At 42.5% G+C, this 17968-nt stretch carries 15 protein-coding genes and 1 other annotated feature (1 of these 16 running past the window's edge); of the genes, 13 read left to right on the top strand and 2 right to left on the bottom strand.

Annotated features, from left to right (window positions below; translation table 11 throughout):
• Nucleotides 1–57 (top strand) — a binding site (T-box leader); it begins 162 nt to the left of the window's first position.
• A 44-nt stretch (nt 58–101) separates the two neighbouring features.
• From ileS to pyrE, 13 genes are all read left to right on the top strand, one after another.
• The gene (gene ileS, locus J4G36_RS07825) at nt 102–2864 is read left to right on the top strand and encodes an isoleucine--tRNA ligase (protein WP_210469467.1); all 2763 of its coding nucleotides are present in this window, start codon (nt 102–104) and stop codon (nt 2862–2864) included.
• 113 nt (nt 2865–2977) lie between these two features.
• Nucleotides 2978–3454 (top strand): signal peptidase II, encoded by a 477-nt coding sequence (gene lspA / locus J4G36_RS07820; protein WP_210469466.1) that lies wholly within the window; start codon nt 2978–2980, stop codon nt 3452–3454.
• The gene (locus tag J4G36_RS07815; RefSeq protein ID WP_210469465.1) at nt 3455–4381 is read left to right on the top strand and encodes an RluA family pseudouridine synthase; all 927 of its coding nucleotides are present in this window, start codon (nt 3455–3457) and stop codon (nt 4379–4381) included.
• A 191-nt stretch (nt 4382–4572) separates the two neighbouring features.
• Nucleotides 4573–5118, top strand: coding sequence for a bifunctional pyr operon transcriptional regulator/uracil phosphoribosyltransferase PyrR (pyrR, locus tag J4G36_RS07810; RefSeq protein ID WP_210469464.1), 546 nt, complete (start codon nt 4573–4575; stop codon nt 5116–5118).
• 24 nt (nt 5119–5142) lie between these two features.
• Nucleotides 5143–6429: a uracil-xanthine permease family protein gene (locus J4G36_RS07805; RefSeq protein WP_210469463.1), complete on the top strand. Its 1287-nt coding sequence runs from the start codon at nt 5143–5145 to the stop codon at nt 6427–6429.
• Nucleotides 6430–6453: 24 nt separating this feature from the next.
• Nucleotides 6454–7332 carry an aspartate carbamoyltransferase catalytic subunit gene (locus J4G36_RS07800; RefSeq protein WP_210469462.1) on the top strand — a complete coding sequence of 293 codons (879 nt, stop codon included), beginning with the start codon at nt 6454–6456 and terminating at the stop codon, nt 7330–7332.
• A gap of 1 nt (nt 7333) precedes the next feature.
• Nucleotides 7334–8611, top strand: coding sequence for a dihydroorotase (locus J4G36_RS07795; protein ID WP_210469461.1), 1278 nt, complete (start codon nt 7334–7336; stop codon nt 8609–8611).
• On the top strand, nt 8611–9711 hold the full coding sequence (locus J4G36_RS07790; protein WP_210469460.1) for a carbamoyl phosphate synthase small subunit: 1101 nt from the start codon (nt 8611–8613) through the stop codon (nt 9709–9711). Before J4G36_RS07795 ends, J4G36_RS07790 begins: the two co-directional genes overlap by 1 nt.
• Nucleotides 9704–12901, top strand: coding sequence for a carbamoyl-phosphate synthase large subunit (carB, locus tag J4G36_RS07785; protein ID WP_210469459.1), 3198 nt, complete (start codon nt 9704–9706; stop codon nt 12899–12901). Before J4G36_RS07790 ends, carB begins: the two co-directional genes overlap by 8 nt.
• Nucleotides 12898–13674, top strand: a complete 777-nt coding sequence (locus tag J4G36_RS07780; RefSeq protein ID WP_210469458.1) for a dihydroorotate dehydrogenase electron transfer subunit — start codon at nt 12898–12900, stop codon at nt 13672–13674. The genes carB and J4G36_RS07780 overlap by 4 nt, the downstream gene beginning before the upstream one ends.
• Nucleotides 13671–14585, top strand: coding sequence for a dihydroorotate dehydrogenase (locus J4G36_RS07775; RefSeq protein WP_210469457.1), 915 nt, complete (start codon nt 13671–13673; stop codon nt 14583–14585). Before J4G36_RS07780 ends, J4G36_RS07775 begins: the two co-directional genes overlap by 4 nt.
• On the top strand, nt 14582–15292 hold the full coding sequence (gene pyrF / locus J4G36_RS07770; RefSeq protein WP_210469456.1) for an orotidine-5'-phosphate decarboxylase: 711 nt from the start codon (nt 14582–14584) through the stop codon (nt 15290–15292). The genes J4G36_RS07775 and pyrF overlap by 4 nt, the downstream gene beginning before the upstream one ends.
• Entirely contained in the window at nt 15293–15919 is a 627-nt protein-coding gene (gene pyrE, locus J4G36_RS07765) for an orotate phosphoribosyltransferase (protein ID WP_210469455.1), read from the top strand.
• Nucleotides 15920–15955: 36 nt separating this feature from the next.
• Here pyrE and J4G36_RS07760 read toward each other — a convergent pair whose 3' ends face one another.
• Nucleotides 15956–16138, bottom strand: a complete 183-nt coding sequence (locus J4G36_RS07760; RefSeq protein ID WP_210469454.1) for a hypothetical protein — start codon at nt 16136–16138, stop codon at nt 15956–15958.
• Nucleotides 16139–16215: 77 nt separating this feature from the next.
• Nucleotides 16216–17907: an Rqc2 family fibronectin-binding protein gene (locus tag J4G36_RS07755; protein WP_210469453.1), complete on the bottom strand. Its 1692-nt coding sequence runs from the start codon at nt 17905–17907 to the stop codon at nt 16216–16218.
• Nucleotides 17908–17968: the final 61 nt, after the last annotated feature.

Genomic DNA, 17968 nt, shown 5'->3' with positions numbered 1-17968 from the left:
GCAGCATATTTAATAGCTGCAAGTAGGGTGGTATCGCGAGTAATTCTCGTCCCTTTTTAGGGACGGGATTTTTTTATTTTATTTTATGAGGAGGATTTTTAATGGATTATAAAGATACATTATTGATGCCAAATACAAAATTCCCGATGCGCGGGAATTTACCGAACAAAGAGCCTGAAATGCAAGCGAGATGGGCAGAGATGGACATTTACGGCAAGGTGCAAGAACGTACGAAGGATCGACCATTTTTTATTCTGCATGACGGACCGCCATACGCAAATGGTGATTTACACATGGGCCATGCGCTTAACAAAGTACTGAAAGACATGATTGTTCGTTTTAAATCGATGACTGGTTACAACGCACCTTATGTTCCGGGTTGGGATACGCATGGTTTGCCAATTGAGCAAGCGCTTGTTAATACGGGCGTAAAGCGTCACGAACATTCAGTTGCAGAGTTTCGTAAAATGTGCGAAGAATATGCGCTTAAACAAATTGATAACCAACGTACACAATTTAAACGCATTGGCGTACGCGGAGATTGGGATAATCCCTACATTACCTTAAAACCTGAATTCGAAGCGCGTCAAATTGAAGTTTTTGGGGAAATGGCTAAAAAAGGCTATATTTATAAAGGATTGCGCCCTGTATATTGGTCACCATCAAGTGAAACTGCATTGGCCGAAGCAGAAATTGAATATCATGATAAAAGATCACCTTCTATCTATGTTAGCTTCCCGATTAATGACGGACTTGGCGTACTCGAAAATGATGTCCAGTTTTTAATCTGGACGACGACTCCTTGGACAATTCCAGCAAACCTTGGAATTACTGTCCATCCGGAATTTAATTATATTATTGTTAAGGTCGGAGAAGAAAAATTCTTAATTGCAGAAGATTTACTGTCATTCGTGGCAGGCGAAATCGGTTGGGAAGACTATACAGTAGAACGTGTACTAAAAGGCGCCGAATTAGAACGCATCAAAGCCAAACACCCATTGTATGATCGTGATTCACTCATCATGCTCGGAGACCACGTTACAATTGATGCAGGTACAGGTTGCGTTCACACAGCACCAGGACACGGGGAGGAAGACTTTTATGTCTCTCGTACTTATGGTATTGACGCATTAAATCCAGTCGATGACAAAGGCTTTATGACAGATGAAGCACCTGGGTTTGAAGGTCTATTCTATGAAGATGCAAATAAAGCAGTTTCAGAAGCGTTAGAGAATGTCGGCGCACTTGAAAAATTATCATTCGTAACACACTCGTACCCACATGATTGGAGAACGAAAAAACCTGTTATTTTCCGTGCAACTGCACAGTGGTTTGCTTCCATCGAAGCTTTCCGCGATGACTTATTAACAGCAATTAGAGAGACGAAGTTCACACCTTCTTGGGGAGAAACGCGTCTTTACAATATGGTACGAGACCGCGGAGACTGGACGATTTCACGTCAACGTGTTTGGGGAGTTCCAATTCCGGTTTTTTATGCGGAGAATGGCGATCCAATTATTATGGAAGAAACGATTACTCGCGTATCGGAATTGTTCCGCGAGCACGGTTCTAATATTTGGTTCGAGTGGGATGCGAAAGACTTGCTTCCAGAAAACTTTACGCATGAAAGCAGTCCGAATGGCGTATTCACTAAAGAAACGGATATTATGGATGTTTGGTTTGATTCAGGATCAACGCATCAAGGCGTTCTTGAAGAAAGAGATGATCTTGTCTCTCCGGCTGATTTATACCTTGAAGGATCCGACCAGTACCGAGGGTGGTTTAACTCATCACTTACGACAAGCGTTGCGATGAACGGCCATGCACCGTATAAAGGCGTATTAAGCCACGGTTTTACGCTTGATGGAAATGGACGGAAGATGAGTAAATCTGTTGGTAACGTCATCGTACCGGCAAAAGTAATGAACCAATTTGGCGCTGAAATCCTTCGTTTATGGGTCTCTTCAGTAGACTACACAGCGGATGTTCGCGTTTCGGATTCGAACTTTAAACAAGTCGGAGAAGTATACAGAAAAATCCGTAATACATTCCGTTTTGTTCACGGAAATACATCTGACTTCAATCCAAATACAGACAGTGTAGCATTCGAAAATCTTCGTCCCGTTGATCAATATGTCTACGTTAAACTACAAGGTTTGATCAAAGAAGTTCGTCAGGCATATGAGGACTATGAATTTGCAGCTGTATATCATGCAGTAAATAATTTCTGTACCGGTATTTTAAGCTCATTCTATTTGGATATTGCAAAAGATGTTGTTTATATTGAAAATAAAGAACACCCACATCGTCGTTCAATGCAGACAGTTATGTATGATTCATTGTTTGCTTTGGTGAAGTTATTAGCACCGATTCTGCCGCATACAGCAGAAGAAATGTGGTCTCATCTTGAGCATGTCGAAGAGGAAAGTGTTCAATTGACAGATATGCCGGAAGCGCAAGATTTCGGCGAAAAAGCGAAGGAACTCGTTGAGCGCTTCGCAACATTGATGGCTGTCAGAGACGATGTACTGAAAGCACTGGAAGTCGCAAGAAATGATAAAGGCATTGGGAAATCGTTAGAAGCAAAAGTGACGGTCTTCGTACCTGAAGAACTAAACGATATCTTCAAAGCGGATGATATCGATTTTGCACAATTCTTCATTGTATCGAAATTCATCGAAGGCGACGCTTCATCTACACCGGAAAATGCGCTTAAACTTGACACGGTAAGTGTTCTAGTTGAACCAGCGGATGGTGAAAAATGCGATCGTTGCTGGACAATTTCTGAAACAGTCGGTCAGGATGAAACACATCCGGAGATTTGTACGCGCTGTGCAGATGTTGTAAAGAAATATTATTCATAAAAATAACGAATTATAATCAGACAGTTGTGGCAGTCTTTCTATGACGATTGCTGCAACTGTTTCTTTTTTTGTGGTAATATTAATAGTGAATCTGTTGACGGGAGTTGTCGGTCTTGCTTATTTATTATGCATTGGCAATAGTTGTTATCTTAATCGATCAAATAACGAAATGGCTCGTTGCAACCAATATGCAATTGGGTGAAAGAATTACAATTATCGATCCGTATTTCGAACTGCTTTCCCATCGAAATAGAGGCGCAGCATGGGGCATGTTAGAAGGTCAAATGTGGTTGTTCTACATTGTTACAGTGATTGTTGTTGCGGGAATTATTTATTACTTTCATAAAGAAGCACGTGGACATAAACTTTTTAGCATCAGTTTAATGTTACTTCTCGGTGGTGCAATCGGTAACTTTATCGATCGTTTATTACGTGGAGAAGTTGTTGATTTTATTTCTGTGTTAATTCCAGTTATCAATTACGATTTCCCGATATTTAATGTCGCTGATGCCGCACTGTCAGTTGGCGTAGCAATCCTCATTATCCATATTATCTTGGATGAAAAAAAGAATAAGAAAAAGGTGTCGTAAATGGAAATTATTCGAATCGAAATAACAGAAGAAGACGAAGGTAGTCGTATTGATAAGGTTTTATCGACGAGTCGACCGGATTTATCACGAACACAAATCCAACAGTGGATAAAAGATGGTGATGTTTTAGTCAATACGAAAACAGTTAAACCTAATTACCGTGTGAAAACAGGCGATCTCCTAACGGTCGACGAACCTGAACCAGAGGAACTTGATATCACTGCAGAAGACCTGGAATTAGATATTGTCTATGAAGATAGTAACGTCCTTGTTGTAAATAAACCACGTGGCATGGTCGTGCATCCTGCAAAGTCACACGCGAGTGGCACGCTTGTAAATGGACTCATGTATCATTGCAAGGATTTGTCCGGGATAAACGGCATACTGCGTCCAGGCATTGTCCACCGTACTGACAAGGATACATCAGGACTGTTAATGGTGGCGAAGAATGATAAAGCACATATTTCGCTCGTCAATCAACTCGTTGAGAAATCAGTGAAAAGAGTCTACACGGCGCTTGTTCACGGGCATATCCCACATGATAATGGAACAATCGACGCGCCAATCGGTCGTGATACGCGCGATAGACAGAACATGACGGTAACGGATAAAGGAAAAGATGCGGTCACGCACTTTAAAGTCCTTGAACGATTCGGCGAATACACGCTAGTCGAATGTACACTCGAAACAGGTAGAACGCATCAAATTCGTGTCCATATGAAATATATTGGCCATCCACTAGTCGGAGATCCAAAATATGGTCAAGCAGAAACAATCGATTTTGGCGGTCAAGTACTTCATGCGGGAACACTGGGATTCAAACATCCAGAAACATGGGAGTTTATAGAATTCACAGTAGAGCCTCCAGCGGATTTTCATGCGTTGGTTGAAAATATTCGTAATAACGTTGACATTCCAAAGAAGTAAAAGTATACTACTAAAAAGCAATCAAATAGCGATACCTTTAAAATCAGTCCAGAGAGGCTGGGAAGGTTGCACGGAAAGTACAGTGGCATAGCTACGCCTATTTTGCTGTACAAATTTTCTGCAAGTATACCCTCCCGCCTTAATTGGCAGGGAGGTTTTTTGTTTGAACTTATATAACAGGAGGAAACCAAATGACTGAAAAAGCAAATATTCTCGATGAACAAGCAATCGGACGTGCATTGACGAGAATTGCATATGAAATTATAGAAAGAAATAAAGGAATTGACGATTGCATCCTTGTCGGTATCAAAACGAGAGGGGTATATCTTGCGGACCGGCTTTCAAAAAAAATCGAGCAAATAGAAGGAAAGGCGATACGTTCAGGTGAACTTGACATCACACTTTACCGTGATGACTTGCAAACAAAACATGATGATAATGAACCCCGCGTACATCAAGTTGATATCTCGCATGATGTCAATGATCGAAAAGTTATCCTTGTCGACGATGTACTCTATACCGGACGAACAGTTCGCGCCGCTATGGATGCAGTGATGGATCTAGGACGACCGTCGCAAATACAACTTGCCGTGCTTGTCGACCGGGGACATCGTGAACTGCCGATTCGACCAGATTTTGTCGGGAAGAATATACCGACATCGAATCTCGAACGAGTCGTTGTGAATTTGCAAGAAGCCGATGATGAAGATAGCGTCACAATTCATTCGAAAAAATAAAGAAACGATATGGGGGAATTATGAATGAGCGACAAGGTTTTAGATGTACATGAAAAACCGACGCCAGGTAAATGGTTAACACTTAGCTTGCAGCATATGTTCGCAATGTTCGGGGCGACAATTCTTGTCCCGCAACTTGTTGGATTAAGCCCGGCAATTGCACTATTAACGAGTGGAATCGCGACGATAATATTCATCTTAGTCACACGTTTTCAAGTTCCTGCCTATCTAGGCTCTTCATTTGCCTTTATCATCCCGATTCAAGTAGCTACAGCGAGTGGCGGAATCGGAAGTGCAATGATCGGAAGCATGTTTGTCGCGCTAGTCTATGCGATTGTCTCGCTCCTGATTTGGAAAACAGGTTACAAATGGATTATGAAATTGCTTCCGCCGATTGTTGTAGGTCCTGTGATCATGGTTATCGGACTCGCATTAGCTCCAACAGCAGTGGGAATGGCGAGTACAGTCCAAGTGGAAGGGGAACCAGTTTACAATTTGCTCCACTTTTCTGCAGCACTCGTTACACTGGCTGCAGCCATCATCTGCATCATGTTTTTTAAAGGGGTAATCAGCCTGATGCCAATTTTAATCGGTATCGTAGTCGGCTATCTATACTCAGCAATCATCGGAATCTTGGATTTTTCAAAAGTTTTAAAAGCAAAATGGTTCGAGTTTCCTGAAATGCTCATCCCAGGTATTGATTATTCATTCGTCGTAACACCAACGCTTCTTTTTATCATGGTGCCCATTGCCATCGTTACGATATCCGAACATATCGGACATCAACTTGTTTTAGGTCGCATCGTTGACCGGAATTACATAGAAAACCCAGGATTAAATCGCTCATTACTCGGTGACGGTCTTGGTACATTAATCAGTGGATTAATCGGGGGGCCACCGAAGACAACATACGGTGAAAACATTGGCGTCCTTGCAATAACGCGCGTATACAGCATTTACGTCATCATAGGTGCAGCAGTTTTCGCTATCCTGTTCTCGTTTTTAGGAAAAGTGATGGCGTTAATTGCCACAATCCCAACAGCAGTTCTTGGGGGAATTTCCATCCTGTTATTCGGAATTATCGCTTCATCGGGTCTCAGAATGCTCGTAGATCATAACGTCGACTTTGGGAATCAACGGAATCTAGTAATCTCATCTGTCATTCTGGTGATTGGAATAGGAGGCGCAACAATTAAATTCAGTGAAACATTCGAAATTGAGGGAATGGCGTTAGCAGCCATCGTGGGGGTATTGTTAAACCTACTATTACCGGGAAAAGCCGAGGAAAAGTTAACAGACGAAACAGCTTAAAACGGTCTAAGGGGGATGATTCGGATGAATGATTTAGTATCTATGCAACAATTAAATGAAACTGAAATAATCGCACTTCTGGACCGCGCTCAAAACTTTGAAGAATACGGCGCACGTGAGCTACCAAAAAAATATACAGTTTCAAATTTATTTTTCGAACCGAGTACAAGAACCAAAACGAGTTTCGAAGTTGCGGAACGAAAGCTTGGTTTAGACGTAGTCCCGTTCGAAACAGGGCTTTCCAGCACGATAAAAGGCGAGACTCTCTATGACACCGTCAAAACCCTAGAGTCGATTGGACTTGATGCACTCGTCATACGACATCCTGACGTCGGGTATTACGATTCACTAATAGGCAAAACAAATATCTCCATCATTAACGGAGGGGACGGGTCGGGTCAACATCCTACGCAGTCGCTACTCGATTTATATACAATCCGTGAAGAGTTCGGATCATTCGAAGGCCTGAATATTCTCATCGCAGGGGATATTGCCCATAGTCGTGTGGCAAGATCGAATGCTGATGCCTTAACCAGATTAGGTGCTCATGTCACTTTCCTATGCCCAGCCGAATGGTGCGGTGAATTCGACGCAGTTCATGAGTGGAACGATAATCTATTAAACTCTGATGTCGTTATGCTACTCCGCGTCCAACATGAAAGACATAATGAAAAATCGATATTTACAAAAGAAAGCTATCATAGTCAGTATGGCCTCACGCTAGAACGGGCAAGTAGAATGAAAGAAAATGCAATCATCATGCATCCCGCTCCATTCAATCGTGGTGTAGAAATAGATGAAAAATTAATTGAATGTCCAAAATCAAGGATTTTCAAGCAAATGGAAAACGGTGTGTATATTCGAATGGCAGTACTAGAATTAATTCTAAATGGGAGGAATTAACATGGGGACACTAATTCAGGAAATACAATTACTAAATGGCGACGGGGGTTTAATCACGAGAGATGTCAGAATCACGGGTGACAAAGTATCGGAAATCGGTGAGCAACTAGAAGTCGGGAGTTCGAAAGTCATCGACGGAAAGGGCTTGTTTCTTTCACCAGGATTTGTAGACGTTCATGTCCATTTACGCGAACCGGGCGGTGAACATAAAGAAACGATTAAAAGTGGAACGCTAGCGGCAGCAAAGGGCGGTTATACAACGATTTGTCCAATGCCGAATACAAGACCAGTACCTGATACAATCGAAAACCTGACACATGTAAATAACCTAATAGAAGAAAATGCCTGCATTCGAGTACTCCCATATGCATCCATCACGATTCGTGAGGCAGGAAAAGAACGAACAAATCTGTCGGAATTAAAAGAACACGGCGCATTCGCATTTACAGATGACGGGGTAGGTGTTCAACAAGCTGGCATGATGTACGAAGCGATGCAAGACGCAGCGAAAATAGGGATGGCCATTGTCGCACACTGTGAAGATAATACATTAATCTACGGCGGGGCGTTGCATGAAGGAAAACGAAATAAGGAACTTGGCCTTCCTGGAATTCCTTCTATTGCAGAATCCGTTCACATTGCACGCGATGTCCTGCTCGCAGAAGCTGCAGGCGCGCATTATCATGTTTGTCATGTTAGCACGAAAGAATCTGTCCGAGTCATTCGCGACGCAAAAAAAGCGGGAATTCACGTAACAGCAGAAGTGAGTCCTCACCATCTTCTTTTGTCAGAAATTGATATTCCGGGGGATGACGCAGATTGGAAAATGAACCCGCCACTACGCGCAGAAGATGATTTGCAAGCACTTCGCGAAGGATTACTTGATGGAACGCTCGACGTTATTGCAACGGATCATGCACCGCACACAGCTGAAGAAAAAGCGGCTGGCACCAAAACGGCACCCTTCGGAATTACAGGATTGGAAACAGCATTTCCATTGTTATATACAAATTTTGTAAAAAAAGGAACCTGGACACTTCAGCAACTAGTCGACTGGATGACGAAGAAACCAGCTAAAATCTTTGGCTTGCCATACGGAACACTTGAAGTCGGGGCTACTGCTGACCTCGTGTTAATTGATTTGAATAAAGAGCAAGCGATTGACCGAGAAACTTTCGTCTCAAAAGGAAAGAATACACCATTTGACGGGTGGGTATGCGCTGGTTGGCCTGTGAAAACAATTTTCGAAGGAAAAGTCGTTTGGGAGGATGGAGAATAATGAAGAAAAGAATGCTCATTTTGGAAGACGGCACGACGTTTATTGGAAAAGCATTTGGTTCAGATGAAGCTTCAATAGGGGAAACAGTTTTCACGACAGGGATGACCGGATACCAAGAAGTGATTTCCAATCCATCCAATTGCGGTCAAATGATTGTTATGACATATCCGCTAATCGGGAACTACGGCATAAATCGCGATGATTTCGAATCGATTGAACCTGCGATGAATGGAATAATCGTCCGAGAACTTGCTGACGAACCATCGAACTTCAGAAGCGATATGTCATTGGACCAATTGCTGACTATGAAAGGTATCCCAGGAATTCAAGGCATCGATACGCGAAAATTAACGCGAATTCTCCGTGAGAAAGGCCCGTTAAAAGGGACCTTAACAGTAGCCGGTGTAGAAGTTGATATCGAAAAAGAAATTGAGCACGTAAAAGCATATAAACGCCCAACAGATCTCGTATCCCAGGTTTCAACTAAACGACCGTATCCAAGTCCAGGCAGAGGTAAACGTGTTGTGGTTATCGATTACGGCATGAAACATGGCATTTTAAGAGAATTGAACAATCGCGACTGTGATGTCATCGTTGTTCCATACAACTCCACTTCCTTGGAAGTTCAGTCATTGTATCCGGATGGTATCGTGTTAACAAATGGACCAGGAAACCCGGAAGACGTAGGGGGTGCGGTAGATACAATCAAGGATTTACTCGGTAAAGCACCAATCTTCGGCATTGGACTAGGCCACCAATTACTTGCGCTCGCATGCGGTGCTCGAGTTGTTAAATTGAAAAATGGTCATAGAGGTGGAAATTACCCGGTAAAAGATTTACAAACGGGACGAACAGAACTTACAGCGCAGGGCCATGGTTATGCAGTTGACGAGGCGACGTTAGAAGGAACAGGCCTTCGTATAACGCATAAAGCGCTAAATGATGATTCCATTGAAGGTTTGGAGAGTACCAATTATAAAGCATTTTCAGTTCAATTTTATCCCGAGGCATCACCGGGACCTGAAGATGCCAATCACGTATTTGAGCGTTTTACCGGAATAATGACAACGAACAACCGAAAGGAGCAATACAATGCCTAAACGAAATGATATCGAAACGATTTTAGTAATAGGTTCTGGACCAATTGTAATTGGTCAGGCGGCTGAATTTGATTATGCAGGTACACAAGCTTGCCTATCTTTAAAAGAAGAAGGTTACCGAGTTATTTTGATCAACTCGAATCCTGCGACAATTATGACAGACACAGAAATTGCCGACAAAGTTTATATTGAGCCAATCACACTTGAATTCGTCAGTCGAATCATTCGGAAAGAACGTCCGGATGCATTACTTGCCACATTAGGTGGTCAAACTGGATTAAATATGGCAATTGAGCTCCATGATTCAGGCATATTAGATGAATTGAATATTGAAATACTAGGAACAAAATTAGATGCCATTCACCAAGCGGAGGATCGTGATTTATTCCGAACGCTGATGAATGAACTTGGGGAGCCTGTACCTGAAAGCGACATTATCCACAATTTAGAAGAAGCATTTACGTTCGTAAATAGAATTGGTTATCCGGTCATTGTTCGACCTGCTTTCACACTTGGTGGAACAGGCGGCGGAATTTGTGAGAACGATGAAGAGTTAAGAGAAATTGTTGCAAATGGTCTAAAGGCGAGCCCGGTGACACAATGTCTTCTTGAAAAATCCATCGCCGGTTTTAAAGAAATTGAATATGAGGTCATGCGCGACTCCGCTGACAATGCAATTGTCGTTTGTAATATGGAAAACATCGATGCTGTTGGGATTCATACTGGCGACTCAATCGTTACAGCGCCATGTCAAACGCTCACAGATCGCGAAAATCAAATGCTGCGAAATGTTTCATTAAAAATCATCCGTGAACTAGGAATTGAGGGCGGCTGTAACGTTCAACTTGCACTCGATCCGCATAGTTTCGACTACTATATTATCGAAGTCAATCCACGTGTCAGTCGTTCTTCAGCATTGGCTTCAAAAGCGACTGGATACCCAATCGCAAAATTGGCAGCGAAAATTGCAGTCGGTTTGACGCTAGATGAAATGATGAACCCGGTGACTGGTACAACTTATGCTTGTTTTGAACCAACACTTGATTATGTCGTGACTAAAATTCCGCGTTGGCCATTTGATAAATTTGAGTCAGCCAAACGAAATCTTGGCACTCAAATGAAGGCTACAGGGGAAGTTATGGCCATTGGCCGTACGTTTGAAGAGTCGATTTTGAAAGCTGTTCGTTCCCTTGAAATTGGTCAATTTGACTTAGTGTTAAAAGATGGCGCTGAAATGACAGATGAATGGATTGAAAAAAGAATCCGCCGTGCGGGCGACGAGCGACTATTTTTTATCGGTGAAGCTTTGCGCAGAGGGGTTACAGTCGAGACACTTCATGAGTGGAGTATGATTGATAAATTCTTCCTTCGAAAATTCGAAAATATTATTAATCATGAAGATGTTGTTAGTGAAAATCCATTCGATCAAGAAACGTTATACGAAGCGAAACGCATGGGTTTTTCGGATGTTGCGATTGCGAAGCTTTGGCATACAAGAGAAATCGAAATTTACAATTTACGTAAAGAACTCGACATTGTCCCAGTCTATAAAAAGGTCGATACATGTGCCGGAGAATACGAATCCGACACGCCATATTTTTATGGAACCTATGAAGAAGAGAATGAATCACTTCAAACTGATAAAAAAAGCGTTATCGTATTAGGTTCTGGCCCGATAAGAATCGGTCAAGGGGTCGAATTCGATTATGCGACGGTCCACTCTGTTTGGGCCATTCAAGAATCGGGCTATGAAGCGATTATTATAAATAATAATCCAGAAACTGTTTCGACGGATTTTTCCATATCTGACAAACTATATTTTGAACCGCTAACGTTGGAAGACGTTATGAATATCATTGACCTAGAACAACCAGAAGGCGTCATCGTGCAATTCGGGGGACAAACAGCTATCAATCTCGCAGATGGCCTTGAAGCACGCGGTGTGAAAATTTTGGGCACTTCGCTCGAAGATACGGACCGTGCAGAAAATCGAAATAAGTTCGAAGCAGCACTTCACGAGATTAATATTCCACAACCGCTTGGAAAAACTGCAGTTTCCGTACCAGAGGCGATTACGATCGCCGAAGAAATCGGATATCCTGTGTTAGTCAGACCTTCTTATGTACTAGGCGGCCGTGCGATGGAAATTGTTTATGCGGAAAAAGAACTAATCTATTATATGGAACATGCTGTTGAAGCGAGTCCAGAAAAGCCTGTTTTGATTGATAGGTATTTAACGGGAACTGAAATTGAAGTGGACGCGATTAGTGATGGAGAAAATGTTCTTATCCCAGGAATCATGGAACATATCGAAAGAGCCGGCGTTCACTCCGGAGACTCAATCGCCGTATTCCCGCCGCAAAATTTATCTGCGAAACATATGGAAGTAATTACGGATTATACGACAAGGCTTGCACAAGGCTTGAATATCATCGGACTTCTTAATATCCAATACGTCATTTCTAAAGATGAAGTATATGTGATTGAAGTGAATCCGCGATCAAGTCGTACGGTACCATTCTTAAGTAAAATTACGAATATCCCGATGGCGAATATTGCAACGAAAGCAATCCTAGGACAATCCATTATTGCACAAGGTTATCCATCTGGACTTGCGGTAGCTCCAGAAGGTGTCTATGTAAAAGTTCCTGTGTTTTCATTTGAAAAACTCGGGCGGGTGGATATCACGCTAGGCCCTGAAATGAAATCGACTGGAGAGGTCATGGGGAAAGATGTAACGATTGAAAAAGCACTATATAAAGGGCTGGTTGCGGCAGGAATGGAAATAAAAGAATACGGATCGATATTAATGACAGTATCCGATAAAGATAAAGAAGAAATTGTTGGGATCGCAAAACGCTTTACGAATATCGGGTATCGAATTCTAGCAACAGCAGGAACGGCAAAAGTGATAAAAGATGCGGGGATACGCGTTGAAATGGTTGATAAAATCGGTTCAGAAGGTCCGACGCTTCTCGATGTCATCCAAAAAGGCGAAGCTCAACTTGTTATTAACACACTGACAAAAGGTAAACAACCTGAGCGTGATGGATTCCGAATTCGCCGTCAAACAGTGGAGAACGGGATTCCTTGTTTCACATCACTAGACACTGCGATTGCAATGCTTCGTGTCATTGAATCCATGACATTCCAAACCGAAGAAATGATCAAACAAGAGGTGCGCGTATGATAATCCAAGACAAAATGATTGTGAAATCTCAAAAAGAAATTGCGCATCAAATATTTGAGATGACACTCTCAGGGAAGCTTGTCGATGAGATTACATCTCCGGGTCAATTCGTCCATATTCGTGTGAGTGATTCCTATGAGATGTTGCTACGCAGACCGATTTCAATTGCAGCCATAAATGAAAACGCGAATGAAATTACAATCATATACCGTGCAGAGGGACAAGGAACAAAAACCCTATCAACAAAGCGGGAAGGCGATATTGTCGATGTTTTAGGTCCATTGGGAAATGGTTTTCCGGTCGAGGAAACGAAGGTTGGTGAAACAGCCTTCCTCATTGGCGGCGGAATCGGCGTGCCTCCCCTTTATGAACTATCGAAACAATTAACTGCAAAAGGTGTCACTTGTGTTCACGTCCTCGGTTTTCAATCGGGAGATGTTGTCTTTTACAAGGAAGCGTTTAACGCACTTGGTGAAACGCATATAGTAACGGTTGACGGTACAGCAGGAACTCAAGGGTTTGTAACAAATGTGATGGAGAAGCTGGGCACTGACTTTTCGACTTATTACAGTTGTGGGCCAATGCAGATGCTAAACGCAGTTGAAAAAATGTACGAGGGCAAAAAAGGATTCCTTTCATTCGAACAGCGAATGGGTTGCGGAGTCGGGGCTTGCTTTGCATGTGTTTGTGAAACTACGGAAGGTTCGGAGAAATCCTATATTAAAGTTTGTTCCGACGGTCCGGTATTTCCAGCAGGGGTGGTGGCAATATGAATAGACTTTCAGTAGAACTACCAGGTTTGCAATTGAAAAATCCGATTATGCCAGCATCTGGTTGTTTTGGATTCGGGAAAGAATACGGTAAGCTTTATGACTTATCGATGTTAGGTGCCATCATGATTAAAGCGACTACGCTCGAAACGAGGCTCGGAAATCCAACGCCGCGGGTTGCTGAAACATCTTCCGGTATGCTTAATGCGATTGGTCTTCAAAATCCAGGACTTCAAGGTGTAATGGAAGAGGAACTCCCCTGGTTGGAGCAGTTCGATGTTCCGATTATCGCGAACGTCGCGGGAACCGAAACCGCGGATTACGTTGAAGTTGCTAAGGTGATTTCCACCGCGCCAAATGTTCATGCGCTTGAACTAAATATTTCTTGTCCGAACGTCAAAGAAGGCGGCATAACATTCGGAACGGATCCACAAATCGCGAAAGAATTAACGGCTGCGGTAAAAGCGGTTTCCAAGGTCCCCGTTTATGTAAAATTATCACCAAACGTGACCGACATAAAAGAAATTGCAATAGCAGTTGAAGAAGGCGGTGCGGATGGAATTACGATGATTAACACACTTCTTGGCATGCGCCTTGATGAAAAAACGGGGAAACCAATTATTGCGAACAAAACCGGCGGATTATCCGGCCCAGCCATTAAGCCAGTCGCGATAAAAATGGTGCATGAAGTTAGCCAAGTCGTCAACATACCCGTAATCGGTATGGGGGGAGTCACGAATACCCAGGATGTCATCGACTTTCTTTCGGCAGGCGCAAGTGCGGTTGCTGTCGGTACCGCGAACTTCGTAAATCCTTTTATTTGTCCGACAATTATTGAAGAATTGTCGACAAAATTAGACGTACTAGGGATCAATCACATTTCTGAATTAGTAGGAAGGAGCCACCGATATTGAATAAATCACCAATAATTGCGCTCGATTTTCATTCTGCAGAAGCGGCATTTACATTTTTAAAACCTTTCGAACAGAGCGCTAACGTGAAAGTAGGTATGCAACTTTATTATAAAGAAGGGCCTGCCATCATCGCGAAATTAAAAGAAAAAGGCTACGGTGTTTTTCTAGATTTAAAACTTCATGACATCCCGAATACGGTAAAATCAGCGATGGAAGTTCTTGCAGGATTTGGGGTTGACCTAGTTAACGTTCATGCAACTGGCGGAAAAACGATGATGGAAGCGGCCTTGGAAGGGCTGGATAAAGGAACTGGCGCAGGACTTCGTCGTCCTTCAATCATTGGGGTAACTCAATTGACTTCTACGGATGATCGTCAAGTTCGGGAAGAGCAATTAATAGGTGTTTCATTAGCTGAATCCGCTCTGCATTATGCGAAATTGACACAAGACGCAGGACTTGACGGGGTTGTTTGTTCAGTGCTTGAAGCATCCGCGATTACACAAGCATGCGGGCAAGAATTTTTCAAAGTGACACCCGGCATCCGACTCGCAGATGATGCAAAAAATGACCAAATCCGAATTGCGACACCTGAAGAAGCACGACGCGCAGGCTCTACGCATATCGTGGTTGGTAGATCGATTACAGCTGCAAAAAATCCATATGAGGCATACGAATTGATAACTTCACAATGGGAAGGACTGAATTAAATGGTCAAAAAAGAAATTGCAGAAATTCTATTGAATGTCGGCGCTGTTGAACTCAATCCTAACGAACCATTTACCTGGGCATCTGGTATTGAATCCCCGATTTATTGCGATAACCGTCTAACGATGTCAGACCCGGTAGGACGCAAGAAAATTGCTGGAGGATTAGCTGATTTGATCCGTACGAATTATCCCGAAACGACAATGATTGCCGGTACCGCAACAGCCGGAATACCGCATGCAGCTTGGGTAGCGGATATTCTTGGTCTGCCAATGGTTTACGTTCGGTCATCAGCAAAAGGACACGGAAGAAGTCGTCAAATTGAAGGGAAAATCAATCGCGGGGATAAAGCCGTCATTGTCGAAGATTTGATATCCACGGGAGGTAGTAGCCTAAATGCAGCTGCCGCGCTTCGCTCTGAGGAAATCGAAGTTACGGGGATTGTATCCATCTTTACATATGAATTGAAGAAAGCAGATGAAGCTTTCGAAGCTGAAAAATTAACATATGCAAGCTTAACAGATTTCGGTGCATTGATCGATGTGTCGAAAGAAAATGGCGCAATTGATGATAACTCAATTAGCAGCTTGCTTGAATGGCATGGGAAATTAAAGGAAGGAAGATTATAAGCAAGAAAGTAGGCGTCCGAGATTGTTCTCAGGCGCCTAACTTTGTCGTTCAGCGAAGTAGATTCCGCGCCACGGTCTCCGGACTTCTCTCACCGGTGTCTGAATTCCGCGCAATTCGCGAAGTCCTCTCCTTGCCGATTGAACTCCGTGCATCCGTTTCTGGTCTCCTCTCTCCGGCGTCTGAATTCCGCGCAATTCACGAAGTCCTCTTCTTATCAATCGAACTCCTCTCTTCATTCATTCGAAAATCAAAAAAACGCAAGCAGCTAATTCACTGCTCACGCTTTTTACACTAGTTATTTACGCAATTTCCGAACCAATTCCTCTTCTGGGGTTACAAAGAGCGTTTTTTGTTCAAAGTAGATAACAAACCCCGGTTTGGATCCGTTCGGTTTTTTAACATGCTTCACTTCAGTGTAATCGACGGGAACAGATGATGATTCACGCGCTTTACTGAAATAAGCTGACAGCATGGCTGCTTCTAAAATTGTTTGTTCATCTGGTTGATCATCATGAATGACAACATGGGAACCAGGAATGTCTTTCGTATGGAGCCAAATATGATTTCGAGCTGCTATTTTAAATGTTAAGTAGTCGTTTTGTTTATTATTTTTTCCAACGGAAATGGTTATTCCGGAGGATGAAAGATACGTTTCTGGTTTTGGTTTTTTCGATTTTCTGCGTTTCTTTACGTTACGAGCTTTCATAAATCCGAGTTCAGCCAATTCTTCGCGTATTTCTGCGATGTCATCGGGGGAAGCTTGAATGACTTGCTGTTTCAGCATTTCAAAATACTCGATGTCATCCGCCGCTTTTGTAAGTTGTTCGGCAATCATGATTATCGCATTTTTCGCTTTGGAATATCTCGTGAAAAATCGCTGCGCATTTTCAATGACTGATTTACGTGGATCCAACGGGATTGTAACTGTTGTTCCTTGTTCATAATAATTATCAACGACAGCTTCAGTGACACCTTTTTGAATCGCATGACTATTTGCCGTTAACAACTCGCCGTACAACTGAAAAGTATCTAGTTTGCCTGCGGAATCTCGTTCTTTTTGCAGTTTCTTAACTTTGGAATTGATTTTGGCAATTTCATTATCTAGCCAACGTTCCAAGTCGGCAGCTTGTGATTTGACTCGTTCCCGGTCTGCACGTTCAAAATAGACCTTGTCGAGCAACTCGCTGACTGTAGAAAATTGCGCGATTGATTTGTCGGTATGTGTTAATGCTGTTGCTGAAAAAACAGTACGATTTTCTTTTTCAGAAATATTCGGTTGTGCTTGCTCGCCATTAAACGAGGACAGGAAATCCTGGAATACCGAAAATCGTTCTGAGGTTTCACTATTTTTCAAACGGAATAATAGCTCATTCCCATTAATGGGTGAAAATCCAGAGAAAATCCGTACAAAATCGCGACCTGTTTCTATCTCGGGTAGTAAATCAATAAACGCTTGTTCTGTTATATTAAAAGGATTAAGTTTATCTTGCGGCGGTGCTGGTATATACGGTTGCCCTGGTAATATTGTACGATAGCTGTTCACTGAAGGGGGCAGATGCTTCATACTATCAATGATGATTTTTCTATCAGGATCCACAAGGATTAAATTACTATGTCTTCCCATTATTTCAATGTAGACTGTTCGGCGAATATCATCCCCGATTTCATTTTTTGCTCGGATGTCAAATGAAATTATTCTGTCTGTACCATATTGCTCAACGGTGGAAATAAAACCGCCTTCTAAATGTTTTCGCATAACCATACAAAACATAGGTGGTTCCGGTGGATTCGTAATTGCTTCTTCCGTCAATTGAATTCGAGAATACGATGGATGGATGGAAATAAGAAGACGATGATTTTGACCGCCTGAGCGAATCAGAAATACGAGCTCTTGTGCGTTCGGTTGATGTATTCTTGAAATACGTCCTCCTTTTAATACCTGTAGTTCTTGTACCATTGCTGTGGTGAATAAACCATCAAATGCCATAACGATTCCTCTTTCATTACATTTTGCTCCATTTTAGCACTCTATCATCCATTTATGCTAT

The sequence above is a fragment of the Sporosarcina sp. 6E9 genome (assembly GCF_017921835.1).
GTDB lineage: Bacteria > Bacillota > Bacilli > Bacillales_A > Planococcaceae > Sporosarcina.
Note: the sequence above shows the minus strand (reverse complement) of the source record. Positions and strands in the feature narration are given on the sequence as shown.

What these genes read in the sequence shown, in the direction of transcription:
- J4G36_RS07755 (WP_210469453.1), bottom strand. Translation starts at nt 17,907, where the DNA reads ATGGCATTTGATGGTTTATTCACCACAGCAATGGTACAAGAACTACAG.
- J4G36_RS07800 (WP_210469462.1), top strand. Translation starts at nt 6,454, where the DNA reads ATGAATGATTTAGTATCTATGCAACAATTAAATGAAACTGAAATAATC.
- J4G36_RS07795 (WP_210469461.1), top strand. Translation starts at nt 7,334, where the DNA reads ATGGGGACACTAATTCAGGAAATACAATTACTAAATGGCGACGGGGGT.
- J4G36_RS07780 (WP_210469458.1), top strand. Translation starts at nt 12,898, where the DNA reads ATGATAATCCAAGACAAAATGATTGTGAAATCTCAAAAAGAAATTGCG.
- J4G36_RS07815 (WP_210469465.1), top strand. Translation starts at nt 3,455, where the DNA reads ATGGAAATTATTCGAATCGAAATAACAGAAGAAGACGAAGGTAGTCGT.
- pyrR (WP_210469464.1), top strand. Translation starts at nt 4,573, where the DNA reads ATGACTGAAAAAGCAAATATTCTCGATGAACAAGCAATCGGACGTGCA.
- ileS (WP_210469467.1), top strand. Translation starts at nt 102, where the DNA reads ATGGATTATAAAGATACATTATTGATGCCAAATACAAAATTCCCGATG.
- J4G36_RS07775 (WP_210469457.1), top strand. Translation starts at nt 13,671, where the DNA reads ATGAATAGACTTTCAGTAGAACTACCAGGTTTGCAATTGAAAAATCCG.
- pyrE (WP_210469455.1), top strand. Translation starts at nt 15,293, where the DNA reads ATGGTCAAAAAAGAAATTGCAGAAATTCTATTGAATGTCGGCGCTGTT.
- J4G36_RS07805 (WP_210469463.1), top strand. Translation starts at nt 5,143, where the DNA reads ATGAGCGACAAGGTTTTAGATGTACATGAAAAACCGACGCCAGGTAAA.
- carB (WP_210469459.1), top strand. Translation starts at nt 9,704, where the DNA reads ATGCCTAAACGAAATGATATCGAAACGATTTTAGTAATAGGTTCTGGA.
- J4G36_RS07790 (WP_210469460.1), top strand. Translation starts at nt 8,611, where the DNA reads ATGAAGAAAAGAATGCTCATTTTGGAAGACGGCACGACGTTTATTGGA.